This is a genomic window from Citrobacter sp. Ce104, assembly GCF_030334595.1.
GTDB lineage: Bacteria > Pseudomonadota > Gammaproteobacteria > Enterobacterales > Enterobacteriaceae > Citrobacter > Citrobacter europaeus.
In genome coordinates this window covers 45,024-69,380 of sequence record NZ_JAOWDP010000045.1, presented here as the reverse complement: position 1 = coordinate 69,380, position 24,357 = coordinate 45,024, and the positions used below count along the sequence as shown (strand labels likewise).

At 53.6% G+C, this 24,357-nt stretch carries 32 protein-coding genes; all 32 read right to left on the bottom strand.

Annotated features, from left to right (window positions below; genetic code table 11):
* Window positions 1-695 (bottom strand): phage tail protein (locus OGW16_RS03050; RefSeq protein ID WP_286517822.1); only part of this gene is annotated, 695 nt, incomplete at its 3' end.
* On the bottom strand, window positions 688-1,251 hold the full coding sequence (locus OGW16_RS03045) for a phage tail protein I (protein ID WP_286517821.1): 564 nt from the start codon (window positions 1,249-1,251) through the stop codon (window positions 688-690). The genes OGW16_RS03050 and OGW16_RS03045, both read right to left, overlap by 8 nt.
* Window positions 1,241-2,161, bottom strand: coding sequence for a baseplate assembly protein (locus tag OGW16_RS03040; protein WP_181522576.1), 921 nt, complete (start codon window positions 2,159-2,161; stop codon window positions 1,241-1,243). Before OGW16_RS03040 ends, OGW16_RS03045 begins: the two co-directional genes overlap by 11 nt.
* Window positions 2,145-2,498, bottom strand: a complete 354-nt coding sequence (locus tag OGW16_RS03035; protein ID WP_286517820.1) for a GPW/gp25 family protein — start codon at window positions 2,496-2,498, stop codon at window positions 2,145-2,147. Before OGW16_RS03035 ends, OGW16_RS03040 begins: the two co-directional genes overlap by 17 nt.
* Before the next feature lie 39 nt (window positions 2,499-2,537).
* Window positions 2,538-3,656, bottom strand: a complete 1,119-nt coding sequence (locus OGW16_RS03030) for a contractile injection system protein, VgrG/Pvc8 family (protein WP_220758098.1) — start codon at window positions 3,654-3,656, stop codon at window positions 2,538-2,540.
* A gap of 1 nt (window position 3,657) precedes the next feature.
* Window positions 3,658-3,873 carry a tail protein X gene (locus OGW16_RS03025; protein WP_016150410.1) on the bottom strand — a complete coding sequence of 72 codons (216 nt, stop codon included), beginning with the start codon at window positions 3,871-3,873 and terminating at the stop codon, window positions 3,658-3,660.
* The gene (locus OGW16_RS03020; protein ID WP_286517819.1) at window positions 3,848-4,318 is read right to left on the bottom strand and encodes a phage tail protein; all 471 of its coding nucleotides are present in this window, start codon (window positions 4,316-4,318) and stop codon (window positions 3,848-3,850) included. Before OGW16_RS03020 ends, OGW16_RS03025 begins: the two co-directional genes overlap by 26 nt.
* Window positions 4,315-6,240: a hypothetical protein gene (locus OGW16_RS03015; RefSeq protein WP_286517818.1), complete on the bottom strand. Its 1,926-nt coding sequence runs from the start codon at window positions 6,238-6,240 to the stop codon at window positions 4,315-4,317. The genes OGW16_RS03020 and OGW16_RS03015 overlap by 4 nt, the downstream gene beginning before the upstream one ends.
* A gap of 102 nt (window positions 6,241-6,342) precedes the next feature.
* Window positions 6,343-6,642: a phage tail assembly protein gene (locus tag OGW16_RS03010; RefSeq protein ID WP_016150413.1), complete on the bottom strand. Its 300-nt coding sequence runs from the start codon at window positions 6,640-6,642 to the stop codon at window positions 6,343-6,345.
* Between the two features lie 58 nt (window positions 6,643-6,700).
* Window positions 6,701-7,207, bottom strand: a complete 507-nt coding sequence (locus OGW16_RS03005) for a phage major tail tube protein (protein WP_286517817.1) — start codon at window positions 7,205-7,207, stop codon at window positions 6,701-6,703.
* Window positions 7,204-8,673, bottom strand: coding sequence for a phage tail sheath family protein (locus OGW16_RS03000; RefSeq protein WP_286517816.1), 1,470 nt, complete (start codon window positions 8,671-8,673; stop codon window positions 7,204-7,206). Before OGW16_RS03000 ends, OGW16_RS03005 begins: the two co-directional genes overlap by 4 nt.
* A gap of 38 nt (window positions 8,674-8,711) precedes the next feature.
* The gene (locus tag OGW16_RS02995) at window positions 8,712-9,329 is read right to left on the bottom strand and encodes a phage baseplate assembly protein V (protein ID WP_047357975.1); all 618 of its coding nucleotides are present in this window, start codon (window positions 9,327-9,329) and stop codon (window positions 8,712-8,714) included.
* On the bottom strand, window positions 9,322-9,876 hold the full coding sequence (locus OGW16_RS02990) for a hypothetical protein (RefSeq protein WP_286517815.1): 555 nt from the start codon (window positions 9,874-9,876) through the stop codon (window positions 9,322-9,324). The genes OGW16_RS02995 and OGW16_RS02990 overlap by 8 nt, the downstream gene beginning before the upstream one ends.
* An 11-nt stretch (window positions 9,877-9,887) precedes the next feature.
* A complete protein-coding gene (locus tag OGW16_RS02985; protein ID WP_286517814.1) occupies window positions 9,888-10,544 on the bottom strand; it encodes a hypothetical protein in 657 nt (218 codons plus the stop codon).
* A gap of 1 nt (window position 10,545) precedes the next feature.
* Window positions 10,546-10,902 (bottom strand): head-tail joining protein, encoded by a 357-nt coding sequence (locus tag OGW16_RS02980; protein ID WP_286517813.1) that lies wholly within the window; start codon window positions 10,900-10,902, stop codon window positions 10,546-10,548.
* Complete coding sequence (locus tag OGW16_RS02975) at window positions 10,902-11,237, bottom strand: capsid cement protein (protein WP_131351193.1); 336 nt, start codon at window positions 11,235-11,237, stop codon at window positions 10,902-10,904. The genes OGW16_RS02980 and OGW16_RS02975 overlap by 1 nt, the downstream gene beginning before the upstream one ends.
* A gap of 72 nt (window positions 11,238-11,309) precedes the next feature.
* Window positions 11,310-13,412, bottom strand: coding sequence for a ClpP-like prohead protease/major capsid protein fusion protein (locus OGW16_RS02970; RefSeq protein WP_286517810.1), 2,103 nt, complete (start codon window positions 13,410-13,412; stop codon window positions 11,310-11,312).
* Window positions 13,369-14,880: a phage portal protein gene (locus OGW16_RS02965; RefSeq protein ID WP_286517809.1), complete on the bottom strand. Its 1,512-nt coding sequence runs from the start codon at window positions 14,878-14,880 to the stop codon at window positions 13,369-13,371. The genes OGW16_RS02970 and OGW16_RS02965 overlap by 44 nt, the downstream gene beginning before the upstream one ends.
* Window positions 14,881-14,888: 8 nt before the next feature.
* The gene (locus OGW16_RS02960) at window positions 14,889-15,104 is read right to left on the bottom strand and encodes a hypothetical protein (RefSeq protein ID WP_101701295.1); all 216 of its coding nucleotides are present in this window, start codon (window positions 15,102-15,104) and stop codon (window positions 14,889-14,891) included.
* The gene (locus OGW16_RS02955; RefSeq protein WP_286517806.1) at window positions 15,101-17,218 is read right to left on the bottom strand and encodes a phage terminase large subunit family protein; all 2,118 of its coding nucleotides are present in this window, start codon (window positions 17,216-17,218) and stop codon (window positions 15,101-15,103) included. The genes OGW16_RS02960 and OGW16_RS02955 overlap by 4 nt, the downstream gene beginning before the upstream one ends.
* Before the next feature lie 3 nt (window positions 17,219-17,221).
* Window positions 17,222-17,728 (bottom strand): DUF1441 family protein, encoded by a 507-nt coding sequence (locus OGW16_RS02950; RefSeq protein ID WP_047358011.1) that lies wholly within the window; start codon window positions 17,726-17,728, stop codon window positions 17,222-17,224.
* 221 nt (window positions 17,729-17,949) lie between these two features.
* Window positions 17,950-18,294 (bottom strand): DUF6694 family lipoprotein, encoded by a 345-nt coding sequence (locus OGW16_RS02945; protein ID WP_033816613.1) that lies wholly within the window; start codon window positions 18,292-18,294, stop codon window positions 17,950-17,952.
* A gap of 83 nt (window positions 18,295-18,377) precedes the next feature.
* Window positions 18,378-18,905 carry a DUF2514 domain-containing protein gene (locus OGW16_RS02940; RefSeq protein ID WP_033816614.1) on the bottom strand — a complete coding sequence of 176 codons (528 nt, stop codon included), beginning with the start codon at window positions 18,903-18,905 and terminating at the stop codon, window positions 18,378-18,380.
* On the bottom strand, window positions 18,902-19,519 hold the full coding sequence (locus OGW16_RS02935; protein WP_033816615.1) for a glycoside hydrolase family 19 protein: 618 nt from the start codon (window positions 19,517-19,519) through the stop codon (window positions 18,902-18,904). The genes OGW16_RS02940 and OGW16_RS02935 overlap by 4 nt, the downstream gene beginning before the upstream one ends.
* Window positions 19,519-19,800, bottom strand: coding sequence for a phage holin family protein (locus tag OGW16_RS02930; RefSeq protein WP_103284341.1), 282 nt, complete (start codon window positions 19,798-19,800; stop codon window positions 19,519-19,521). The genes OGW16_RS02935 and OGW16_RS02930 overlap by 1 nt, the downstream gene beginning before the upstream one ends.
* Complete coding sequence (locus OGW16_RS02925; protein WP_008784467.1) at window positions 19,787-20,173, bottom strand: phage holin family protein; 387 nt, start codon at window positions 20,171-20,173, stop codon at window positions 19,787-19,789. Before OGW16_RS02925 ends, OGW16_RS02930 begins: the two co-directional genes overlap by 14 nt.
* Before the next feature lie 146 nt (window positions 20,174-20,319).
* The gene (locus OGW16_RS02920) at window positions 20,320-21,372 is read right to left on the bottom strand and encodes a DNA-methyltransferase (RefSeq protein ID WP_103284343.1); all 1,053 of its coding nucleotides are present in this window, start codon (window positions 21,370-21,372) and stop codon (window positions 20,320-20,322) included.
* Between the two features lie 150 nt (window positions 21,373-21,522).
* Window positions 21,523-21,714, bottom strand: coding sequence for a hypothetical protein (locus OGW16_RS26325; RefSeq protein ID WP_003034749.1), 192 nt, complete (start codon window positions 21,712-21,714; stop codon window positions 21,523-21,525).
* On the bottom strand, window positions 21,665-21,889 hold the full coding sequence (locus OGW16_RS02915; RefSeq protein WP_180956660.1) for a hypothetical protein: 225 nt from the start codon (window positions 21,887-21,889) through the stop codon (window positions 21,665-21,667). The genes OGW16_RS26325 and OGW16_RS02915 overlap by 50 nt, the downstream gene beginning before the upstream one ends.
* Before the next feature lie 65 nt (window positions 21,890-21,954).
* Window positions 21,955-22,644: a bacteriophage antitermination protein Q gene (locus OGW16_RS02910; protein ID WP_199983205.1), complete on the bottom strand. Its 690-nt coding sequence runs from the start codon at window positions 22,642-22,644 to the stop codon at window positions 21,955-21,957.
* Between the two features lie 21 nt (window positions 22,645-22,665).
* Window positions 22,666-23,661 carry a DUF968 domain-containing protein gene (locus tag OGW16_RS02905; protein WP_286517797.1) on the bottom strand — a complete coding sequence of 332 codons (996 nt, stop codon included), beginning with the start codon at window positions 23,659-23,661 and terminating at the stop codon, window positions 22,666-22,668.
* On the bottom strand, window positions 23,658-24,344 hold the full coding sequence (locus OGW16_RS02900; protein WP_003034743.1) for a phage regulatory protein/antirepressor Ant: 687 nt from the start codon (window positions 24,342-24,344) through the stop codon (window positions 23,658-23,660). The genes OGW16_RS02905 and OGW16_RS02900 overlap by 4 nt, the downstream gene beginning before the upstream one ends.
* Between the last annotated feature and the right edge of the window lie 13 nt (window positions 24,345-24,357).

The following is a 24,357-nucleotide window of genomic DNA, read 5'->3' as shown; positions in this document are numbered from 1 at the left end:
AAACCAAGGTTTTGTAGAAATAATGCGACATTCGGAATGTCACCGCCGTTCCGGTCTTTAGCCAGCCGCGCATTCGCATTATCCATTGCGATCTTAACTGCGGCAGGGGTGGCAGCCTGCGTTTCACTGGTGCTGTTCACCGCGCTGTTAAGTTGAACCAGCCCTCTTTGTTGTGTCGTGCCATCGAGGACACCAATGGATTCACGCGACGTTTTTTGTGCTTCCGAACCCCGCGCTTTTATCTCTTTCAGGTTCTGGTCAATGCGCAGGAATAAGCCGTCACCTGTAGCAACATTCAGCGTGATATTTGAGGTATCTGATACCGCCAGGCGAAACTGCATATTAACGCTGACACCACCAACCGGCTTATCGATCGATGGGCAGTTTGCCACCGCGTAAAGCTCTCCGGCGTCAGTCATTAAACCGACTTCGCGAACGGTGAATCCACCAACCCCGGTCGGCAGAACGATTTTTGCCATCAACTGCGTGGACTGCTCCGGGGACACCACCAGCTCAGCGATATCTCCCCGGTACGTTTCATTGATCAACCGGATTTGCGACGGATCAGGTTTAACCTGCTTGCCATTACTGTCACCCACCACAAAGTGAGTCAGTACAATCAGGCGACCACTGGCCAGAGCCTCCGCCTCCAGTTCTTTACCCCGGTTAGTGATAATTGAGTAGTAATCAGCCATGAGATTCCCCGGCAAAAATGTCCACATCGATATGCGCTGTTGTCGCACCCGAAATATAAAAAGCCCCGTCCATACCCACATTCGCCATCACATCGATTTTGCTCAGATAGCTGCGCAGGTTCTTGGCCCGCTCGGTAAGCTGGCGGATCTGATGATAGAGAGCGTCGCTGACCCCCTCACTGCTCTGTACTTCGATCCGGAAGGTGTAAGGTTCAGCGCGCGGGGTGTCTTCCCACCACTCAACAACGGTCGTGGGCAGATTCACTGATCCGAGAGAACGGCGTACCGCCCCGGCCGTTCCTCTGTGCTGATGCACATATGCGGCATCTTTTATCACCTGTCGCTTCTGCGCCTCCGTCCAGCTGTCATCCCAGAAATCAACGGCATGCTCCCAGGCCAGCCAGGGGAGAAGATGCGCCGGACAGGTGTCAGGATTTTTGGACTTACGCACCATATTGGTATCAATGGTGGCGATTTGCTCAGCGCTGGCCTGCTCCTGCGCCCGCTCTTCATGAAATGCGCCAGGAGGCAGCAGAGATCGAAACTTAGCCGTCATTACTGCTTACCTCCCTGCGGGTGACATTTATGGCGGTACACCAGGGAGCTTTACCCGGTTCCGCTTCCAGATCTGCCACCGGAGAAATCAGCCTGACCCGGACCACACCGGATTGCTGCAGCGCGGCATAAATGGCGGACAGCGGGACGACGGTTTTAATCCGATGAGAAAGCGTGGTGTATGACCGTAAAACATCGATGGCATTATTCAGTACCGTACTGGCGTCCGGTCCTTCCGGAATTTCCAGCTCCGCCGTAACGGCATAGTTTGCAATCGTGGCACTTTTTACCGTCACATAGTCAGTTAACGGGCGGATTTCATCTGCATTCAGTGTGCTGTTAACCTTATCAAGCAGGGGCTGTCCCGCTGTCCCATCCCCGGTACGGGACAGGACATAGACATCAACGTAGCCGGGCCGGTTATGGGTTTCCGGCCCATAGGCATCTGCATCCAGCACATCCGTATCGGCAGATTTCGCATGAAAGCGGTATGCGTTACGCGCGCCTGCTGTATTCAGCTGCGCCCATGAAAGCTGGATACGTTCGCGAAATGCCGCATCGTCTTCCAGTTCAGGCTCCACTGGCGGAATGGCAAGCGGATCGCCGGGCTTAATCACCTGCCGTTTAACGTTGAATGCAGCACCTATCTGGTCAAGGTCTGCCTCTTTTGCACTCGCGAGAAATACCGCCCGCACAGCATCATTAACCCGCTGAAACGCCAGCGTCAGCTGGTAGGCATTCACCTCCCCCTGTTTAAACGTCGGATCGGATTCCACCAGCGCATCAAATTGCTTATCAAGTTCCCGCAGGCGCGCCAGCCACCGGGTGAAGATTTCAGTCGCATCCGGCACCACAATGGCATCCGGTACGTCCAGTTCGGACAGGTTGATCACGTCATAGCTGCTTGCCATAAATCGTTATGTCTCCCGTTCTGACAGGTAAATTGGTTTCCTTGTTGATCCCCTCGATATCCAGCACACAGCCGGACTCCCCTTCAGGAAAGGAAACAAGCACACGTGTTACCTTCAGCCGCGTTTCCCACCGGGCCAGTGCAGTCGCTGATGCGGCGATTATTTGTAGTCGGGTCAAATCATCCCGTGGGTTATCCACCAGCGAAAGCAGATCACTGCCATAGTCACGGACAAGAACCCGGCTCCCGATGGGCGTGGTCAGTATGTCGCTGACGGACTGGCGCAAATGGGCGACGCCGGACAGGCGTTTTCCGGTCCGGTTGTTTACACCGTTCATGATTAAATTCCGTAGCTGAGTCGCCGGATGGCGTGAGGGTTAACCGAAGTAGGACGGGCCTTTTTTGTCCTGCTTTTCTGATTTTTTCGAAGCTGCTGCGGGTTTACGAATATCCACGACAAGGTTGTAGGTGTAGCTGAATCCAGCTGACGTCAGAGAAAAGATCAGAGACTCAACCACCCAGGCCCGATCCTCACGGGAACCAAAACCGGACGTCGACACACTTGCTTCTGCTGTCAGCGGAACATGTTTCGGGCGACATGGCCCCGTGAGCGTCATTTTCTGCTCGTTACGCTTCGCCTGTGTTTTCCTGGAATTTGCCTGTTGCTCGGCGGTGTTTTTCTCCGACTGGGTATAGGGATTGGTCATCGCCGGGCCATCATGTTCAACGGAGGAGGTCTTTGTCGTGCCGTCCTCCTCGTCGTAATAACGCACGCCGATTTTCTCTTTGGCTTTACCTCCGCTCCCCGTAGCTTTCCCCGTCGAACTCCCCCGCTCACCTTCACTGTAGGACCAGTTTGATACTTCATCCGGTGTGATGGTGATCCCGCCAGTCTGTTTTCCTGAAGCCGTTGCCGTGGCCCCCTGCTGTAAAAAAAGCCAGTAGCCTCCCGATGGTTTGCTCACTGCGTTGTAGTCACGTGCAAGCCTTGCGAGCAGGTTGGCATCGGATTCCGCCACCTGATCGATGTGATTGATATGAATATCTTTGAGCGCGTCGGCCACGCGGGGAATAAGTCCGTTATCGGTGGCCACTGTTTTGACAATATCGGCAAGGCGAAGGTTATCCCAGCTCCGGGTTTTCTGGCTTGTCACATCTCCGGGTTGTTTCTGGGCGTTCATCGGCGCGGCGGTCGCATAAAGCTCAATACGCCTTGGCGGGCCGCTGCTCGAGACACCACTGACAACAAACCAGCCTTTATCGATCAGTTGGTCATTGAATCCCAGAGCAACCCGAAGCCGGGCACCTTTAGTGGGAAGCGCCAGCGTTTCAGAGATGAGGCTGATTTTCAGTTCATCGGCTTTCGCTGTTGCCCCACCATAATCCGTCAGGGTCAGTTCACTCAGGCATTGTTGCAGCACCCGGGTTATATCTTTCCCTTCGGCCTGAATGCTGAAGGCCGGCGCATATTCCGGCATTGCTGTCTGATCTGCCATATCAATCCCATAAACTGAATGGCGATTCCGCTACAGGCGTCACCAGATCCGGCAGTGTGATATACAGGCCGGAAGGATACATAGCCCCCTGATCTGCCAGCCCCTGATTGGCTTCAAGAACCTGAGTCACTGAGTCTGAAAGATTTTCAGTACCGTAATGCACGGCACAGATTGCATCCAGTACATCTCCGTCACGGGTTTGATAGATCGTCGGCATAGTGTTTTAGCGTCATCGTCCAGTTTTTGTTTCGGTGACCGCCACCCGGTAAAAACTTACTCGTCGTGTCTGAAAAGTCGGTCACCACCCACCACCCCAGTACATCACCTTCTCCGCTGACAAGCTGCTGGGGTTTCGCCTGATCGGCAAGATCAAATAAATCATTCACCCCTTCCACCCCTTTACGGAAAAAGGCGTGAGACTGCCCTTCGAGTCTGACAGTACGCCCGGGCTTTCCGGTGTACTGAAGAAGGTCCTGTTTGCCGATGCGTTCCTGTTCACTCCAGCGCCAGTTGGCCTCACGGGTGAGCTGATGATAAGCCGCTGTATCAATCGAAAAGGCGAAATTCCCCAGCATCATCATCACGCGGGCTTCCTGCCCACCCCGTAATGCGCCTGCACTGCGCTGGCCGGAATCTTCAAATATCGGGATAATTTCACTCACCAGACAAGTCCCCCATCCAGAAGGCTGTTATCACCATTAAAGGCTGAATTGTTTTTCGTCACCGTGGTCACTTCATCGGCAATGGCTTTCTCATCCTGTCCCGGCGCAGCATTAATTTCGAAGTGGTATTCAAATTTGCGGTTATCAGTTATCTGCCGTGATGGCGGCTGCTTATCCAGTACATCCATTTTTTGAAGCAGGCTTTCCCAGTAACCGTCCGTGCTCTCGTCTTTCAAAATGACCGACTCAGCAGGTGATCTGTCTGTTGTCGTAACATTTCTGTCCTGCTGCACGACGGGAAGAAGGGGAGCATTCGGATACTTATTCCCTGCGCGGGCGCTTTCTCCTTCCCCCTGGCTGTACGTCAGCCCTGCTGGTTCTCTTTTCCACTGACTGGCAGATGTTACCGGCTCATGCGGGTAATTATCCCAGGCTCCGGCACTGCTTTCCGGATCCTCTTTAACGGTTTGCGCGACATGGTCCTTGTTTTGCTGTAGTGCCGCATTCCAGTTTAAAAGCGAGTCGCCGCCTTCCGGTGACAGGTATTTATCAAGCGATTTGTTAAATGTCTCATCATCAGAATCAAAGCCAAACAGTCCCCGGGTGGATTCCCAGGAGTGTTTAACCTCTTGCGGCAGGTCAGGACGCTCTTTCAGTTGTTGGTCAAACCATTCCCCCTGTCCATTCTGGCTTGCCCTGAAACGTGCTCTTTCTACCCCATTTGCGGCAAGCGTTTTGAGGACGTCACGCTGATCATTACGGTCATCTGGCAGCAACCAGGACAGTTTTTTAGCCAGCGCGTAAATAATTTTGCCGACAAAAACCACCCCCTGTCCGAACGACAGAACGCCGGGATAGAGGTCGTTTCGCAGGAAAGTTACAATGCGTTTGATCCCGCCACCTTTGAACCAGTCGGCAAGATCATTCGTCAGGTTACGGATATCCGGCGCCAGTTCATTTCCCAGTTGCCCGGAAATTTCTGCGACCGCAGAAGAGAAAACAGTGCGGAGATTATTAATAGCCTGATTACCCGCAACTGCCCCATCAGCCCCCTCTTTGGTCACAAGGTTGTAGCGCCGCTGTTCGTCCATCAGGTCGCGGTAGCTCCGGCCAGACTGCTTGATAAGCATCAGCAGCTTGCTCGCTTCCCCGCCAAAAAGAGAATCCAGTGCGAAGGAGGCTTTTGACTCGTCCTGAAGGCTGAGCGCCCGTTCAACAATTTTGTCGAACTGCGCCATATCGCTGAGCCCGGCAAAATCCCCCGCTTTGAAACCGAGCGTTTCAAACGCATCCTGCAGCGAGCCCTGTTTACCGTTCTGTTTATACTCCCCGGATTTGTGCAGATACTCTTCAAAGAGATCGCCAATGTTTTCCGCATTCATGTCGTACTGCTTCGCCAGAGAATCCCAGGCATTAAACGTGGCCACGTCCACGCCGTAACTTTTTGCGACATTAGTGCGGGTTGCCGTTTCAGCATTGGTGGCAGCTGGCGCTATCAGTGTGCCAAGAGCTGAAGCCACCACACCGCCACCGCCAATAGCCAGCCCGGACCCAAACATCCCGCCCACCTGCCCGGCGATCCCCAGACCGCGCCGGAACAGACCTTTACCGGCTCCTTTGAATGCCTGAATGCGCTGTGCTTTTTGCATCTGTACATTCAGTTTCTGCTGCTCCGCCTCCGTTTTGCGGATTTCCCTGGAAACATCGGTATAGCGGCGCTTCAAATCCCCCAGGCTTTCACCGGCCAGTTTGGCGCGCTTGATTTCTGCTGCCAGTTTAGTCTGATCTTTTGTCAGTCGTTCAGACTGCTTTCCGACATCTTTCAGGCTTTTTTGCAGACCATCTGCAGATCGTTTCCATGAATTATCCAGGTTCCCGCCAAAGGTAATGACGGCCTTAAGGTTCTGGCTTATTCCGCCCACGGTTTATCGTCTCCAGTTCGTCGGTCAAAAAATCAGAGAAAGTGCTGAACGGCATATCAAGGTATTCCGCCATCGGAAAATGCAGCCGCCGCCCCAGAAATCTTATTGCCCGGAGGAGCCCGCCTTCGGTCGCTTCGCGGGCGGGAGCATAAAAACGTTAAAGGCATCCAGCAGCTGTGAATAATCTGCCGCCGTCATCAGCCAGAGATCCTGTTCACTGAGATTGCACAGCAGCGCAATCATGCGGGCTTCTTTCTCTTCTTCGTTGCCGCGGTCTTTGGCATGAGTGATGCGATCGCGAACCAGCGGTTCACGCATGGTGACTTCATCGATCACAACCCCGCTATCAAGTGATACGGGGGAATACAGTTTTATAACGCGGGTTTCACCAGGAAAGCTCATAGGATGCTCCATAAAAAAACGGCCCGCAGGCCGTTACAGTGGTGGGATAACAGTAAAATCAGAGACGCACTTTGGCAGCCAGGCCAGAAAGCACATCCACGCCATTCACCCGGCGGGCGAAACGCTCTGTGTCGATGGCAAACAGTTCGCGCCCGTCCAGTGACTGACGGTAGTAGCTGACGGCAATATCAACCGTCACGGCATTTTCGGAAAGCGTGTCCTTACTGCGCGCATCCGGCGTGACGGCCTGTACAAACCCCTCGATTTCCTCAACCGTACCGCGCGCAGTGCCGTTACCGAGATAGCCCTGATAAGCCGTAAAGCGTGAACGACTGCCGCTGACAAAACCGAAGCTGGCAAGCATATCCGTATCTATCCCATAAAATTTAACCTGACAGGTCAGTGCTTCCATGCCGTCATCAACCGGAGTTGGCGCATCCTGTGCGCCGGTACGCAAATCCGTTTTAACAATAGCCAGAGACGGCGGCGTAAATTCATGCGCCCCCTGAATACGGATCCCCTGCCGGAAGAAGGTCCAGACGCGTAGTGTGTTTTTATCGCTCATGCTGCAAGCATCTCCTCAAGCGCATAGTTATTGTTCACCCGGACGCGCAGGCTGATAAGTTCAGTCGGCGATTTCGGACCAAAGTCATAGTTGATGTACAGGACACCCGACGCCATGGTTTCCGCGGTGTTCAGTTCCTCATCCAGCCAGGCCCGCCCACCGAATATGGCGCCAAGACCGACCAGTTGCCGCATATAGGCATTGATGGTACCGATAATGTCATCCGCATTTTCCCGGTCCAGTGGGCGGTCAACATACTCCAGCATGGTTTCCTGAATGCTGTCCTCAATAACATCCGCAGTACGGCGGACAGATTCAAAACGCCACTGAGGATTGGTTGCACACAGGCGGTTCCCCCAGTGTTTAAAACCCGCCCGGCGGATAATGGTGGACACGTTCTGCATGTTGAGCAGGTTTGCATCGCAGTTCTCATCCCCGAGGATAAATTCATCGATCTGCTCAACACCGAGGATGTTGTTGATGTCCTGGTTCGACTTGCTCCACCACCAGCCTTTTTCAAAGTCGATGCGGGCGCGCAACCCGGCAGCAAAGGCAGAGTAAGGACGATAAACCAGCTGGCCATCTGCATCGCTCGCCTGGACCCGCGGACGCAACAGTTCAGTTCGTGCGCCATAGGACTGGCGGCGCTGTACCACTTCCTGCAGCGTCGCACCGGATGCGCAGTCAACATATGCAACGGCGCGCAATTTCCCGGCCACGGTTTCCAGCCCCTTACCAACCGCATCGTCCTCACTGAATCCCGGCGCAATCACAATACGCGGCTGGTACGTCGTAACAGATTTCGCTGATGACAGGGTGCCGATCCCCTTCAGTACCGCCGCGCGTCGTTTTGCCACATCGTTTTCATCCGCCACACGCACCACCACCGTCAGCGCATTACGCTGATCGTTAATATCAGTCAGTGCCTGTTTCAGCGTACCTTTTTCACCCAGGCGGGATAACAGCGTGGTGCCGACGACCGCCACCGGCGTATTGAGTGGAAAGGGTTCATCTTCACCCCCCGCTAATTGCAGGCTGAAGGGCTGGACAATCCCGTCACCGCGCCCGCTCGCACTGATTTTTACGCCATCAACACCACCGACAGCCTCAGCAACTTCTCCAGGTTTAGCCGTGATAACACCGTGTTCATCACAACCCAGCGTGATGTTCAGTGTCAGTGATTCAGGATCCCAGCTTGCTGACGTCACAACCGCAGCAGGATTTTCGGCTGCCGGCTGTCCGGCCAGCGCAGCGACATTGATGACATTGCCTTGCCGCCCCTTAATGGTTGCAGTGAAATCGATAACGTTATCGAGAATGGGTGTACCGGATGATCCCGATGCGGCTGTTCCCCCGGACGCATCAGGTGCCGTTCCCACCAGGCCGATAATGGCGGTCTGAATCGTGGTAACCGCCACCGTACCCGAGGTGAGTTCAATAGTTTCAACGCCATGTAACTGAGACATGTTTTTTCTCCAGGCATAAAAAAACCTGCCGCAGCAGGTCACATTTTCTGATTTGGTTTATCGGTGAGCCCGCCGCTGTCGCCGCGGTGATCGTGGTTGTTAAAGACTTCACGTATCTTGCTCATGCTGCCGGATTTATCCGTTATCTCCTTTGACGCCCCGATATTCCCTGCAACCGACGTGTCGGCATTAATCTGGGTTTTGCCCTGAACTGTCAGGGTATCGGTAATTTCAACCGGACCATCCAGCGTGCCTTTACCGACAATTTTGTAAGTTCCACCATCAGCCAGCGTAATCGTCAGGGCATGCGCGTTCCTGTCATAACGGATCTCGGTCCCGTCGCTGTAACGGGTAATGTGCTCGCTGTCACTTCCTTCCGGCACCGGCAGCTTTCCCGTGTTCCAGCCGGGAAACACCCGTCCGTTGTTGAGCTCTCCGGCTTCGGACAGGACCGTAACCGCATCCCCCACGGCATAAGGATTTGAATCAGCGCGGTTAGTTCCGGAAAAGCCCTGGCACAACGGCAGCCAGGTCGTGATGATATCCCCCAAATCCACCCGGCATTTTGGGATGCGATCGTGCCTGACGGAGTGGATAACGCCGCGCCGGACAAGGTTCGCCAGTCTGCGCTGCAGGTCGCCTGCTATATCACTCATCGGGCTGAGCCTCCTGGATAAGCTGATAGTCATCCACGTGATTACGGCCCGTATCAGGTGCAGCACCCAGCCAGGCCTGCTTCAGAGGCATGCCATTGTTTGCAAAGGGGTCAGTACCAAATGCAGCCGCCTGGGTGAATGAAATACGCCAGACCAGATAATCATCCATTCGCGGATCAAACTCATCGCGTTCAGCCGTGGTGAATACCGCAGGCTCAATATGGCCCAGACCAAACTGCTGCCCGTCAATCCACTGGGTAATATCGGCCGCAGCGGTTCTGACAAAGATTTCAGGCTGACTAACACCCGACCCGGCGGCATCCACCACCACGAAGAGATCACAGGTTAAATTAACGCTCAGTTGTCCCTCATTTCCTCCGCCCTGTTCCCAGCTGTTAATCGAGAAATACACCGCGGGCGTGGTCAGGCCCGAAAAGCGGGGAACATTTCTTTCCGGATACGCACCGGCATCACGCACCCATCCGATTTTTTTTAATGCGTCAGTCACAGCATCGTGATACCGCCCCAGCAACAGTGGCTCGGCCATCGTTCGTTACCTCAGACAGAAATACGGGCTTTTACGCGCCCGCGAATGTCGGTTTCAAAGTGATGCATAAAAATCTCCATCGCTTCCGCAAATGAGTTGTCCTCGATGTAGTTCAGCATCGGTTCGTAGATATCCATTTCTGCTTCGCGTGTCCGGCGGGTCAGGGGATCGCGAATAACTACCGTCCGGCGATTATCCCGTTTTGAACGGGACACCTCCCCGTTTTCAAACGACCGTTCGCTCAGCAGATTACCTTTCGGGGAAAATCCGGCGTTTTCTGCCTGGCGGCGCGCTTTAATAAAACGCCCAGTGTTGCGGTCACGCCGGGTATGGTGCGGTCGCAGCCGTCCGTTGATTCGTCCTTTAAGGTCTTTCACCTTAATGGCATTCAGCCCGAACCAGAGCCGGAAGTTATCCAGTTGCGATCCCCTGTCCAGACGAAAAGACAGCAGACGGCGCCGGACCAGATCCATACTGCGTGGGGCCAGCCCGTCTTTCAGATCCGCCATCGCTTTCTTTCGCAGCGTGGCGGCAGTACGCCTGAGCGCGCGTGAGTACGCTGCACGGAACTGTTTTTGCGTCGCACCGATACTGTCCGCAATTCGCCAGATAACATCCACATCAATATCGACGGGTAAATCCCGCCGCAGTCGAGACTCCCGCGCCATATCAGCTCCATTTATCGATCTGAGGCTGTGTTTTGCCAGATTCCCCATATGCCAGCGTGACGCGGGTCCGCCCTTCTTCATCCGCGCCGATATGTGTCACCCGGTAAGGGATGGTATTGATCACCACACCGTCATGTTTTTCGAGACCGGAAATATCCGCAGTCATTGCACTGAACGCCGGGGAATGGTTCTGAATTTCCCCGCCCCCGGGTACACCCGACAGCGCATCCGGTGATTCCAAAATCACGGTCACCAGACGCGGGCCTTCACCCGTTTGCAGGCATGCAGGGACTTCTTCGGCAAACGCCCGGTTAATCCGGGCATCTGCTTTAGCCAAACGCTCCCGGAACCGGCTCATCAGAACCCCAGGCGGACGGCAACATCAGCAGCATCCGCCCCAGCTGCTCCCCAGGCGGAACCAACAACCGGGTTTGGCGTTGCATCATCGCCTTTTGCCACCGTCAGCTTGCCGCCAGCCAGATACAGCTTCTGGCCTGCCGCAATTTCTTCTGCCGCTTTAGGCAGCACAAAAACACCGGCCATATGCAGTGTTCCCCACTCGCCTGCTGGAATATCGCTGTGTGCCACCCCGGCAATTCCGCCGACCGCCACCAGCGCACCGGATGAAACGGCATCAACACCCGCATTGTGATAATCCAGTGTGGTACCGTCCTGCTGATAGTTATTCGCCATGTTTTTTCTCCATAAAAGGAAAAGGCGACCAGCGCCGCCTTCAGGGATAAAAAAACCGCCAGGCGGCGGTCGTTATTTTTTGGTGACTTTAACCAGCCCGCGCCAGTCAAGCGGGGCCACACCCGCATCAATGCGCACCTTGAATGCAGCACCGTCCACAGTGAAGCCCTGCTGCTGTTCCAGATATGGCGTGTCGATACCGTCCAGATAGGCTACTTCAATTGTGTCGCGCCCCTGCGCAGCAGTCAGGTAATAATCCGTCGGGCTGCTGTCATCCAGGCGGGCCTCAGAAGCCACTGTCACAAAGTTCTGGATCGGGTTAACGATCCCGCTGTTCGCGTCTGCGCCCGGTACGCTGGCGGATTTAATCAGCTGTTTTGCCCGTGACTCAATTGCCACTGGCGTCAGCATGTAGGCAGGACGAATATTCAGACGACGATCGCCGGATTTTTGCAGCAGCATTGCCTTACGTGCAGTATCCAGCCCTTCAATACTCAGATCGGCTGCAACAAGGTTGCCGTGATCGGCGTGGAACAACGGCTTACCGTCCGACATTTTCGGATTACTGGTCAGTACAGCCCAGACCAGATCGCCGACGGTGGCTCGCGCAGCAAGCCCCATTGCCTGCGGGATACGCGTCAGCATATCCAGGTCGTCGTTGATGATAGTCTGGCGATCAATGCTGAAAAGCTCACCATAGGTGGCCAGTGCAATCGGCTCACCGCGATCTTTAATGGTGACATATTTATATTCCGCCCCGGCGCGAACCTTACGCAGCGATGCCAGTGATTCCAGGCCAACGCGGTGCGCGGTTTTGAAATCGGTCAGTGTGCCTTTACGGGTCCACTGTTCGAATGTTTCGCTGGCCTCATCCCAGCCAAGCAATGCCGCCTTATGCGCCACATCCATCAGGATATTGCCGAAATCGCTGCTGCTGTGGGTGAACGCCAGCCCAACCATCGCCTGTGCGGTACCGACACCAGAAATACCGATACCACGATCCACCAGCGAGGCGCGGGCCAGTTCGCGCAGGGTATACCCGTTGTAGGCGTTATCTTTTTCTGCCTGCGCATAGCCCGCACGGTTCATCACCGCCGCACGAATGGAATCACCAACAATATTCCCGTTACCCGCATGGATGTGAACTGCACCCGGTCCGGCACTCGGGGTCGTCCCTGCCGCCAGCGCATTGAGCAATTTGGTGCGGGCCTGTTCCGCTGAGCAGGAAATATCCGTGATGCATTCTGCTTTCAGCGAGCCGAAAGCAGGAAACGCATCAAACACAGCGGAAACTGCGCTGACTCGTTCAGTATTCGCCGCCTGCATCTGTTGCTGGAGCTGGGCGGCCAGCGCGGTAATGTCGATATTTCCCGCCAGCGGTTGCTGGGCGGGCTGCGGTGTTGTTGGGTTATTTGCGGCCTGCGGAGCCGGATTTTGTGCGGGTTGCGGCTGACTGACAGGAGCTTCGGCGCGCGGCCCAAAAAGGTTGTTAATCTGTTCTGGCATATTCTGGTAATCCTTCAGTTTATTTTGATTCACACAGGCCGCGGCCTGCAGTTCTGGTTCAAGCGTGTCAGCAAAACCTTTTTCCACCGCCTCCGCGCCATTAAGCCAGGTTTCAGCTTTCAGCATCGCCTCCAGTTCTTCCTGCCCCAGCCCGGTCTTGTTCATGTAGGCACTGAGCATCAGCGCTTCATTACGATCAAGCCAGGCAGCGTAATCACGCATATCATCGGAATCCCCGGCGATCCCGCCCCACGGTTTGTGCACCATCAGCCAGGCGTTTTCCGGCATATGCACCGTGGCACCGGGCAGGCAGACAATCATTGAAGCCATACTGGCAGCCACGCCGTCCACCCAGATATCCAGCTTCGCCTTCAGACGGGACAAGGTGTTAAAGATGGCAAATCCCTGCATCACATCGCCGCCCGGGCTGTGGATATGCAGATCGACGGCACTGGCCTCAAACACCCCGGCTTCCTTACAGTCGGAGATGAACTGCTGAGCGGTAATCCCCCAGCCGCCGATCACGTCATAGAGAAATATTTCCACACGCCCTGCAGCCAGGGCGCGTATCTCATACCAGCACTGACCGTTTGCTGCATCGATACCAGCTACACTGGCGCGGGGATTAATCATCGTCCCGCGACGGGGCGGGCTTATCATTTGCTGCATCAGGGAGCACTCCTTTATCGTTGGCGGCGTCTGAGTCGAACACCAGCCCGTTTTCTCGGTTAAATTGGGTTTCCCGGAGACGCTGACGTTTCACCTCCTGCGGATTCTGACCACGTGCGCGCGTCCATTCTGCTTCTGTTCCTGCCCCTCCACGGACAATTGCCTTCCAGGCAGCAGCCTCTTTTCCCGGATCAATCCATGGCATGACTGGCCCAAGATAGAGCGCGTTGAAAAGGGATTTTTTGTCGACATCTTTGGGGATGGTAACGCCGCTGAGCAACGCCATTGCCAGCCAGTTTCGGTATACAGGACGGCTTTGCTGCCCAACAAACCACTGCTGCAGCACGTTGTAACCTTCAAAACTCTCTACCAGCTCCTGCCGCTGTGAACTGTAGGTACCGTTGTAATCCCGCGCGATGCTGGAATAACTGCCACGTGTCCCCGCCGCCACAGCGCGCATCTGACCGTTCCTGAACTCATACAGATGAACATTCGGGCGATTCGACTCCACCATGCCCAGATCCTCGCCTGGCTTTAGCTCGTCATAAATCATCCCCGGCGCAATATCGTAATGGCGCTGTCCACCCGGTGTTGAAAACTCGGTTTCTGTATCAAGAGACTGAGCATCCCCACGTTTGATATAGAAACCCAGCGCCGCCGCAATACGTGCCGCCACGCGCTCACTCTCTTCATAATCCTTAATATCGGAGAGCCGGGTGATCACGCCATGGATGAGGCTGATCCCCCTTAACTGGTGAAGCCGTTTACGCATAGCCAGGTGCAGCATGCTGTCAGCCGAAACAGTTTTTAAATCAGCCTTGAGTCCGGCAAAACTGGCAGGATGGTTCTTATAAACTCTGTAGCCCGTCGGTCGCCCCCAGGCATTGACAATAATCCCCTGGCGGATCTGCTGCCCGGAGGTACTGTTCAGGTTAAACGGAACAAAATCCGCCTCCAGCAGTTCAAGAGAAAATGGTACCTGGGTTGAATGCTGCAACCCGGCTACATTTCCCCGCACCATCTGTGTAAACACTTCACCATCACGCAGTGCTGAACGTAACAAAAGCCGCTCTGCTTCCGGACGGGTAAACATCCCGGTCACTTCCGGACGAACCGACCATTCCGCCCAGAGCGCGGATAACTGACCAGCAAACTCAGAGTGAAGATTACCCTCAAGATCAAGCGGCTGCGGTTCAACGTGGATCCCGTGAGCACCGATAACCCGATCCTCCATCTTGTCAAAAAGACCAATCACCAGATCATGGTTTTCATCAAGCCAGCGGGCCTGCTCTCGTAATGAAGTACCGGCTGCAAATACAGCGGTGTCCGCTGACCGGGATTCACGTTTCCCCTTATGCAGACGAGTCGGATTTGCTGCCTCATAGGCTCTGAGTCTGAGTCGGTTTTGTGCGCGTGATGCCGCCCACCCGGGCGATATTGCGCCCAGTGCCTTTTCAAAAAATCCCATGATTTGCCTTACAGAAAGTTAGCGAGTTTGAACGAGCCGTTGCGGTTTGAAACAGCGCGCCAGCGCCTTTCCCAGTATTCAAGCTCGTCACGCAGGGCTTTAGGGTCATGGTTGGTAATTGCCCGGCCATTAACCCCCGTGAATGACACGCTTTTACCGTCCAGGGAATCACGGTATGCCTGGCGTACTGTTATCAGCATCTGCTGAATTTCTGATTTCGTCACAGCCAGCCTCCGTTATCACTGACACCCAGCCAGCCACCAGAAAGCGGGCTGGACGGTTCAGTTACAGATACAGAAGATGAACGTACAGGTACCGCTTTTTTCACAGCAATCTCCCTGGGGCGCTCCCCGTCAATGATGTTTGAATTACACTCCTGAGCGGCAGCCCATGCCGGGGGCTGTTCCCAGTCCCGGATTTTTTCATAACCACGCAGGACAGCGACGGCGTGGGCATAACAGAAAAGGTCAAAGGCTTCGTTATTGCCTTTTCCGGGCTTGCGCCATTTTCCGTCCGTGCCACGTTCTTCATAGGTCAGTTCTTCGTAGAACCACTCCCCCAGCCAGTCAGGAAAATGGATAAACCCGGCACCGGGGGTTTCACGTTCAAGGTTGTTACTGAGCTGATCTTTTAGCAGGTCCGTCTGCAACAGATAAACCGGAACCTCACCACGCGCATCCGACCGGCGATCGCTTCGGCCTGTGTTGTCAGGGTGCGTTTTGGTAATGATTTTCTGGCGTCGGGTGCTGTCACCTTTTATCAGGTAAACCCGTTTACCGAGTCCGTCACGACGACACTGGCGCCAGAATTTATAGGCGTTATCCGTTACCCCATCTTCCCCGCCGCTGTCGACAGCCATGGCAAGTATGGGCATCCGTCGCGAAGGGTCTGACTGCAACGCATAAGTTTTTTCGAGAACATCTGTGATGAGCAGTTGCCAGTCTTCCGGATAGGATCCGGGATGCACCTGCTGCGCCTCACCATATTCATCACAACGCAGGGACTGACGGATGTTATAGCGGTCCACCAGCCAGCGTTCGCCGTTTTCACCGTACCCGATGATCTGGACGACAAAACGGCGCTTCTTCCCGCCCTGCACATCCACCGACGCCAGAAGAAAACGGACTTTCGGCGGCACAAGTCGCTTGCCATAGTCTTCTGCCCGCAGCATCAGCACGTCAGCACGTCGCTGCTCACTGGCTGCACGGGGAAGATAAGGCAGCCCCCAGTCAGTATTAATTACCGTTTTGAGCGTTTCTTCGCTGCCGGTGGCTTCATAGTCCTGTTCCGCCGTCAGTAATTTGTAAACCAGTTGCGCCCATGTCTGGTATGCCGCCGCCGGTCCCTCCATCCAGAACGAGGCAATGCGCGAGCGTCGGGCTTCTCCGGTTATGTTGCCCTCACGGTCGATAGTCTGTCCCTCTCTCAACCAGACCCCCTTTCCGTTCAGTTCCCGCTTCCTGTCGGCGGTAATCATGCCGCTACAATGCGGACAATCAATATGCGCCGCTTCACTGGCCTTTACCGGGTCAGACGTTTCCCGGTAGCCTGTCATCGCCTCCATGGCCGGTTGAAAGTATTCCCCGCAATGTGGACATGGCCAGTACCAGCGGCGACGATCGCCGCGGTTATACAAAGAAAGGATCCCGGTCGTGGGAGGGGCTTCGTGAGGTGACTTTCTCCGCCACTTCGTATTGGTGATTTCCCTGCCCGGTGAACTCTCGACCAGCGTCATCCCCGCCGACATAAAGGTAGTGGTACGTTTTGAAGCAAGCGAAAATCCGTCCCCTTCCCCGTCGATATCTTCCGGGAAGCGATCGTAATCCGTCAGCGCCACACACTTAAAATCTGAGGATGACATAATGTTGATAGACGGCCAGCCTATCTTCAGGTAGTTCCCGGCAAGGAAAGTCCGGTCATGCACGTTGTTGTCATTGCGTGAGGGACTCAGCCGGCATGCCACCTCCGGGCTGACACGAAATGTTCGGGCCAGACGTTTTTTTGAGTGTTCGCGCGCTTTCTCTTCCGTCATCTGAATGATGAGCATGTCAGACGGATCGCAGACAACGTTGTACACCACCCAGCCATCAATCAGACCAATGGTTTTACCCGTTCGGGCAGGGCCAACAAAAATGACAGCATCATATTCGCGTGATGCCAGGCAGTTCATCGGCTCCACAACATAAGGGGCAAGATTAGGATCCCACTCAACGGAGTTACCCACGCCGACCGGAACACGCATATATTTATGTACGGCTTCGGCTACAGGCATTCGGCGCGGTGCTCTGATGATCCCGGCAGTGTTTTTTCTTAGCTCCGCCGCCGTGGCCTGTCGCATGGCTTACTCCTCTTCTGGCGAACTGTCCTCCTGTTCCGGCGTATCTGCCTGCTCAACCTTCAGGGCTATCTGATCCCGCAGGTCATCAATGACTTTTTGAACCCGAACGACAGCTGCAGGCGTCATCGCGCAATCACGTTCAAGAATATCCGGCAGCGTTTCCAGTACCTGAACGACGGCTTTTGCCATCGATGAAAATTCTCGGGTCACTGTCGATGCCGGGATTAACTCACCTGTTTCCTGCTGGAATTTAAGCCTCTCGCGTTCAGACTGAAACCATGCCTTACGATCCGGCGGTAACATCTTATCGATATCCACCAGCTCGGGTGCCGTGGTTCGGCCCAGCAGTTCCCGGAGAATATCGACAACAGAATAAAGCTTGAGACGAGAATTACTGCCTGGAGCAGGCTCAACGTTATTCAGCCTGCTGGAGATCGTCTGGCGATGAAGATCGGTCACTGCTGCCAGCTGATTGATGTTGAGGCGAAGGTTTTTCAGTTCGTTATCCATGATGATGAACAATATTTAACCATTTCGACATCGTGAATAATTTCACGACTGAAATATCAACAAGTTAATGAAATGATGATGATGCCGATAAAATGCAAAAAACCAGCCGTTTTCCGCGTGTCCTCGCCCCCTCGGTGTTCAGAATCGCCAGGAGGACCCGCGCAAATGATAGTGATTATCAATTAATAGGTATGAAAAAGGCCGCTAAATGCGGCCTCTTATCATTGATTATGTAAATATTTCTTCTCGAGTTTCTCTTTTTTATCTCGATAGCTGGCTGCCTCAGAAACAACCTGATCGGCAGTCTTCCCATCTAATACAACCAGCCGCATATTATTCGACGAATAGCTTTTGTCGTTGGTTAGCTCTGCCTGGGTGTCGTAGTAATTCAGCGTATCGATAATAGCTGTCTTTAGTTCAGCTTTCTTCTCTTCAGACAAAGGTTCGAATACCTTCTCTGCTGAGTATCGAAGTGACTCCTGGCTTGAACCATCAAACTTTGGCGCGTTATCACAACCGGCAACGAGCAATGATAATGTTAACGCAATTACATATCTGATTTTCATTTGGTGACCTCATCCCTAACGGTAAGAGAAGTCTAACGAATAATCACGACGTATCACATAGCATTGTCCCTTACTCTCGGAGATTACCTGCTATTGTTTGACTCTCTCACTGAGTCGTAAACACGCTCACATGTCATTCCAGCCCGGTAGCTTTCGTCAGATCGCTCAGCATAATATCGAGCTTCTTCTGCAAGGCGTCCGAGCATGTCGGCGAGCACTGCGGCGTCGGCTCCGGCTGTTTTGCTTCTGACGGCAGCGGCAAGATCTGAGGTGTGCTTTGCGGCGTCCAGGTGGGCGGCAAGCTTTGTTGCTTCGGTGCGCAACTGGCTAACAGTGGCAGACAGGCCAGCAGCAGTGGCAGCAGATTTAGCGGCTTGTGCTTGTGCATCTTTTACAGCCTCATCACGGGCAATTATGCGCCCTTGTTCAATCCAGCGTGCGGCAGTTTGCGCGTTCGCTTCCTGTGAAGATTCCATGCTATTACGGTCAGCCCACTTCTTTTGCCAGCCCCGCTCACTCCAGATATTCCCGGCAAGAAATGCACCAGCCAACATCAGCAAAACAATGATTGTTTTCCACCGCGCCTTAACAAAAGCAAAAACCGCTGTCATACCAGCAACGCCGCCCGCGCTTTGTTATAACGACTATTTCTGTCAGCCAGTCCATTCTGACCACCGTTAATGATCTGCGTTACACGGACAACATCACCTGAATACATCATGCAACCACGTAATGTGAAATACCATGCAGCAGAACGGGCTGCATGCTTATCCTGTGTCAGCAACTCTGGTGTGCTGATCAGATCAAGCTTCAGCGCCGCACCGCATTTGGCGTAGTTCTCGCGGCCGGTGATTTGAAGCAGGCCACGACCACGATATTTCCAGCCATCACCCTGGCTGTTATTCCCCATGCGGTCACCATAAACCAGATTGGCTATTTGTGGCTGGTGGGCCACCTGCTTACCATCTACTCGCCCCAGCATTTCACACTGATACGGTGTCAGGCGTTTACCAAAGGTTTTCTTTAGCCCGTCTACCGAGTAGTTGAAGCTCTCGACCAGCGAGGTAAAACCAGCAGATTCATGCCCAACTTGCGCAATGAACATGGCCTGATCGTTAACTGCTGTGATTCCAAACTCTTTCATTGCCGCATCAATGTGCGGAAACCAGCGTGCAGAAAGCCCGGCGCTGATACCAGCCGCCTGCTGAAATTGTGATTGGTTCATTATTGCCTCAGATGATCAACCAGGCGTGCCACGTTGCCTCTGACGGCGACCAGCACAGACAGGAAAATAATGTTGGCCCCGATAGTGGCCCACGATGAATAAGGGTAGATACCGCACAGATATGCCAGCGGAACAGCGCTATAGATGACCGTAAGCAGCCACGCCAGGCGAGACATCCATGGTCGATGTCGCGAATCGCCTCGACGATAAAACATCAGGGTCAGCACTACCCCAGCGCAAAGCAATGCATTTAAAGTTGCCGATGGGTCATTTTGTACCACCTGAACCTCCCCGGCGCGTTATCAGCGCCACCAGCGAGCCGACATCCTGATTATTCAGGAACGTCAGGATTTTGACGGCTAATGCAGAAACGATTACGGCGCCAATGGCATCCAGTGGTTTATCACTGTAGCCAGTAACCTGAGCCAGCTTTGAACCCACCAGCCCGGAACAAAGGATCCCCGCGATATACGACACCAGGAAATATGCCAGACGGCGCGCTGCACTCAGGTCAGCAGTGGTTGCAATGTAAAACACCGCTCCGGCAAAAGCGCCAAACACCACGCCGTAATCAGTTCCGGACAGAAATCCATAGACGCTGGCACCCGTCAGGACACCGCCAGCCAGCCCAGTACCGGAAATCGGATCGGACATTTAGCCCCCTCTTAATTGCTGTGATTCCTCTCAGAAATGAGGGGATGTGAAATCAGGCAACCGGGCTCTTTTGTTCAAATAAAAGTAAGGATGATTCCCGGTGCCTGAAAATGGTGATCACCACATCCACAGGGGCGTGATGATCATTATGTTTTGCTCAGTTTTTCCACCTCTTCGGTGGTCTGAATAAATCTGTCAGCTTCCAGTTCTACCCCGATCGCCCGACGACCAAGTTCTATTGCAGCTTTCACAGTTGAACCAGAGCCCATAAAAAAATCAGCAACGATATCCCCTGGTCTGCTGCTGGCGCTAATGATCTGCTTCAGCATGTCGGCAGGTTTTTCGCATGGATGTTTGCCCGGATAAAACTGAACAGGCTTATGCGTCCATACGTCGGTATACGGAACAAGAGCGGAAACAGAGAAGCAGCGCCGGAGGGTTTTGTATTCCTCCAGCAATTCTGAATACTTGCGGTTTAATGACTGATAGGTAGCTACCAGCTGGTGGTGAGGATGTTCAAGCTTCTGCTGAATGTGCTTATCGATAGCGATCCGCGTGAACAGTTCCTGCAATTTTCTATAGTCCACTTCATTTGGTAGTTGCCATTGGCTTGCACCAAACCAGTGTGACGCCATGTTTTTCTTTCCGGTTGCCACAGCTATTTCTTTCGAGCTGACACCCAGTGATTCACGGGCATTACGGAAGTAATCAATCAGCGGCGTCATAATGTGCTGCTTTAGCTCTGTGCTTTTCCTTTCGTAAACATCCTCTTTACCTGTGTACGGCCCAAGATAGTGCTCAGCAAACAAAATCCGTTCCGTAGATGGAAAGTACGCACGCAGGCTTTCTTTATTACAGCCATTCCAACGGCCCGATGGTTTTGCCCAAATGATGTGATTCAAAACGTTGAACCGGGCACGCATCATAATCTCTATATCTGAGGCCAGTCGGTGACCGCAAAACAGGTAAATGCTGCCAGCAGGTTTAAGAACGCGAGCATACTCAGCCAGACAGCTATCAAGCCAGCGTAAGTAGTCCTCGTCCCCCTTCCATTGGTTGTCCCAGCCGTTGGGCTTCACTTTGAAGTACGGCGGATCCGTAACTATCAGATCAATAGAGTTATCCGGGAGGGTGGCGACGTAATGCAGGCTATCAGCGTTGATTAACTCAACACTGTTTATTTTTACAGTATTTTTCATAGATCAGTAAGCGTAACTCTGATAGGCTCACGTTGCTTTTGCGCTAAAGCAGTGGGCCTTGGTTAGCTTGTGACCTGAAAGCATGAGCTGATGGCTGGCCGAGTGCGCTAACACCCACCAGCCGCCCATTTCCACAGCAGAAAGCCCCCATTACTGGAGGCGTTTATAACATCCAAACTGGTAATCAGATAAACCCGCCATCACCAGCTGTGTGAGTATGAGCTGGCAACGTTCTCGGCTAAGGTGGGTATTCTGTGCAATCTCCCCAGCCGTTGCTGGTTTATCGCTTAACTCATTGAAAACAGCCTTCGCGGTTTCTGTCATATCTTCCTGATTTAGCATGTCTTTTACCTAAAATTATTTGCGTGACATACAGATAACTCTGGTTGGGGACACCAGCAAGAGAAGAATTCCATTCTGCGACCACCAGCGCCTTTATGCGCCGCGCATGGCTAAATTGCCATAAAAAAACCCGCTCACTGGCGGGTTTATAAAACTTTGGCAACATATCAAACATGCTTCAAATATGGCTTATTTTGTTGCATTTTTCAAGCGCGTTTGAAGGAGATAGTGAAATTTACTTCACATTTCTGCCACTTTGAGGGCTTCTTCTTCCTCATAGTATTCAAGAGCCATTGCCAACGCAGATTCATCAAGCTGGGTAAAAGCGGCCTTTAACCCGGCCCAGTGCCCTGAATAGACACGCAACCATGTCGAACGGTCAACGCTAACCATGCGGGCCAACGCTGCACCAGCATAGTCTTTATAGGTTTCATTATTTCTGGTTGCGGCAATTTCCTGCCCTGCCAGCCATACCAGGCCTATCAGTTTCTTTACTACGCGCTCCTGAAGGGAGTTATCACCCAGGCATTTCTGATAAGTTTTCCAGACGTATTCACACATCATCACCTGGTGCTTATAGCTAAGGTCAAAACCGTAGCAGTACCGCAACCAGGCCTGCTGGTATCCACTAAGCGCGGACACTGCCCTACGCCACGGCGCGGACTCAAATTCCGCATCTTTTATCGGCGGCATTGGCCTGCGGCGGCTGCGTGTTTCCAGCACATACAGTGGCGCGGAAAGCGAGTTAACAAAGCGTGGTCCCTTCTCTCCTTCGAGTTCGACGAGATGAATTCCACGGCGCGGGGTGGCATTTTTGTCTGCTGGTGGGTGTTCACTGAAAGCCTCAAGCTGCCCTTTTGTTCCCCCAGAGAGGTCAGTTAGCGCGCGGCGCAATTCTATTCTTACAAAATTCAGGTCTTGTTGATTCATGCTTCTTTGCGCTCCATACACTTAAGCTTTCGCAATTACGCCGATCGCCAGCGCCCGATCCATAAAACGCAGTAGCAACTCAAGCTGCGTACCATGCTTCTGCTCGAATGCCGGTACATCGGCGTGTAACTCGTCGTGGCACTCTCTGCACAGAGGGATCACGAAGAGATCATGGGCTTTTGTTGCTGTCCCCCCCATACCGTGCCCTACGATATGGTGCGGATCATCTGCTGGCCGTCGGCAACACTCACAGGGTTGTGTTTTAACCCAGCGGGTGTACGTCTCATTTACCCAGCGGCGACGTTTTGGTCTGAGCATGAAAGACTCTGGCGACTCTGGATCAACAGAGAGCGTGAGGATCTTCTTCGCCTTCTCCTGCACGAGGCTGGTTGCAGACGCAGAAGGCACAATGTCGCTTTCCCTCATGACAGAGCGGATGTTTTCATCCGGAAGGCGTAGCCCCTTGTGCGCAACGCTTTCCGGTATTACATCAGCCAGGTCGTTCCTGACCATCCACCAGCACAGTTCAGGAAGCGTCAGTACATGCGACTCGGGAAAACCAGAATCACGCCGAATGACTTCCAGAATCCAGGATACCAGGTTACCGACCGCTATACCTGCAAGCTGTTCGGTATGCTGCCCGGACAAAGTGTGATCACAATGCCAGCACAGGCGAATGCTTCCTGGTGAGTGCCGCATTGTTGTGAAGTTCTTGTCGTGCCACGATGAATGTGGCCACTGGCATTCAAACCGAGAACTCAGCCACTGCTCAAGGGAAGGAAGCCCACCGGCACGCTGAATAACCCGCTCATTCCCGAAGACCTGCCGCATTACCGGATCATCAGCCAGCGGCTGAATGGCTGCCGGAACAGCCCCGGTACTGAATGACGCCATTTCTTCTGGTTCAGGCTCGAGCAGAACTCGACCACGCATGAAGAGGTGCATCAGTTCCGCGCCGGGACGAAACAACACAATCCCCATACGATGGGCGACTTCAGGAGTTAACAAAGCCCTCACGCCGCCTGTCCCCCTGCAATATGTTCAGCCCACAAACCACCAATCCAGCGTACTCCCTTGGCAGTGAAACGCGTCTGGCTGAATGCGTGATTGGATGTGCTCGATGTTCCCGTCTTAACTTCAAATCTTCCCGCGGAAATGTGCTGCGCCATAGGGGTAAGTGTGCCGCCGAGGCGATACAGGATATTGCGTTCAATAAGGAACAGGCGGAACTCAGTTTCTTTTGCGTTGAGCAATTTGGCTACCTGCCGGAATGACATGGAGCCTTTTGCAGAGCAATAACGATCAACAAACTCCACTTTTGGCGCCGCGGCTGCCAGCTGGATGGTCAGTTGCTCTTTCTGCTCGGCTAAATCAGCAGCCAGGCGAAGCGCTTCCGGCAATGAGCGGGGAACACTGACACTCTGCCCTTCTTCCAGTTCCTGCCAGCGATCGACAACCGCGGCGGTAAATTCAGGTGACAGTCTGGCAACAATCACCAGAGAGTCGCGTTTGTTAAAACGATACTCCTGGTAAACATTACCGTTATGCTCAAAATCGAACTGCGCCAACGGCGCGGTTAAAATTCCCGCAGCAACAAGACGCTCAGCCGAGCGTTTCACGTCACTGTGTTTACTCTGAACCAGATCCGCAATATCACGGCTGGACATTGTTACAACACCATTCACGATTAACTGGCTCATACTTTTCTCCATA

Bases quoted from the DNA above. Each gene is read 5' to 3' on its own strand.
- OGW16_RS02965 (WP_286517809.1), bottom strand. From the start codon at position 14,880: ATGGGATTTTTTGAAAAGGCACTGGGCGCAATATCGCCCGGGTGGGCG.
- OGW16_RS02940 (WP_033816614.1), bottom strand. From the start codon at position 18,905: ATGACAGCGGTTTTTGCTTTTGTTAAGGCGCGGTGGAAAACAATCATT.
- OGW16_RS02975 (WP_131351193.1), bottom strand. From the start codon at position 11,237: ATGGCGAATAACTATCAGCAGGACGGTACCACACTGGATTATCACAAT.
- OGW16_RS02915 (WP_180956660.1), bottom strand. From the start codon at position 21,889: ATGTTTGATATGTTGCCAAAGTTTTATAAACCCGCCAGTGAGCGGGTT.
- OGW16_RS02950 (WP_047358011.1), bottom strand. From the start codon at position 17,728: ATGGATAACGAACTGAAAAACCTTCGCCTCAACATCAATCAGCTGGCA.
- OGW16_RS02970 (WP_286517810.1), bottom strand. From the start codon at position 13,412: ATGCAGCAAATGATAAGCCCGCCCCGTCGCGGGACGATGATTAATCCC.
- OGW16_RS03035 (WP_286517820.1), bottom strand. From the start codon at position 2,498: ATGAACGGTGTAAACAACCGGACCGGAAAACGCCTGTCCGGCGTCGCC.
- OGW16_RS03000 (WP_286517816.1), bottom strand. From the start codon at position 8,673: ATGTCTCAGTTACATGGCGTTGAAACTATTGAACTCACCTCGGGTACG.
- OGW16_RS02995 (WP_047357975.1), bottom strand. From the start codon at position 9,329: ATGAGTGATATAGCAGGCGACCTGCAGCGCAGACTGGCGAACCTTGTC.
- OGW16_RS03030 (WP_220758098.1), bottom strand. From the start codon at position 3,656: ATGGCAGATCAGACAGCAATGCCGGAATATGCGCCGGCCTTCAGCATT.
- OGW16_RS03025 (WP_016150410.1), bottom strand. From the start codon at position 3,873: ATGCCGACGATCTATCAAACCCGTGACGGAGATGTACTGGATGCAATC.
- OGW16_RS02945 (WP_033816613.1), bottom strand. From the start codon at position 18,294: ATGAAAATCAGATATGTAATTGCGTTAACATTATCATTGCTCGTTGCC.
- OGW16_RS03040 (WP_181522576.1), bottom strand. From the start codon at position 2,161: ATGGCAAGCAGCTATGACGTGATCAACCTGTCCGAACTGGACGTACCG.
- OGW16_RS03045 (WP_286517821.1), bottom strand. From the start codon at position 1,251: ATGACGGCTAAGTTTCGATCTCTGCTGCCTCCTGGCGCATTTCATGAA.
- OGW16_RS03005 (WP_286517817.1), bottom strand. From the start codon at position 7,207: ATGAGCGATAAAAACACACTACGCGTCTGGACCTTCTTCCGGCAGGGG.
- OGW16_RS26325 (WP_003034749.1), bottom strand. From the start codon at position 21,714: ATGCTAAATCAGGAAGATATGACAGAAACCGCGAAGGCTGTTTTCAAT.
- OGW16_RS02985 (WP_286517814.1), bottom strand. From the start codon at position 10,544: ATGGCGCGGGAGTCTCGACTGCGGCGGGATTTACCCGTCGATATTGAT.
- OGW16_RS02955 (WP_286517806.1), bottom strand. From the start codon at position 17,218: ATGCGACAGGCCACGGCGGCGGAGCTAAGAAAAAACACTGCCGGGATC.
- OGW16_RS02920 (WP_103284343.1), bottom strand. From the start codon at position 21,372: ATGAAAAATACTGTAAAAATAAACAGTGTTGAGTTAATCAACGCTGAT.
- OGW16_RS02990 (WP_286517815.1), bottom strand. From the start codon at position 9,876: ATGGCCGAGCCACTGTTGCTGGGGCGGTATCACGATGCTGTGACTGAC.
- OGW16_RS02925 (WP_008784467.1), bottom strand. From the start codon at position 20,173: ATGTCCGATCCGATTTCCGGTACTGGGCTGGCTGGCGGTGTCCTGACG.
- OGW16_RS02900 (WP_003034743.1), bottom strand. From the start codon at position 24,344: ATGAGCCAGTTAATCGTGAATGGTGTTGTAACAATGTCCAGCCGTGAT.
- OGW16_RS02980 (WP_286517813.1), bottom strand. From the start codon at position 10,902: ATGAGCCGGTTCCGGGAGCGTTTGGCTAAAGCAGATGCCCGGATTAAC.
- OGW16_RS03010 (WP_016150413.1), bottom strand. From the start codon at position 6,642: ATGAGCTTTCCTGGTGAAACCCGCGTTATAAAACTGTATTCCCCCGTA.
- OGW16_RS02935 (WP_033816615.1), bottom strand. From the start codon at position 19,519: ATGAACCAATCACAATTTCAGCAGGCGGCTGGTATCAGCGCCGGGCTT.
- OGW16_RS02910 (WP_199983205.1), bottom strand. From the start codon at position 22,644: ATGAATCAACAAGACCTGAATTTTGTAAGAATAGAATTGCGCCGCGCG.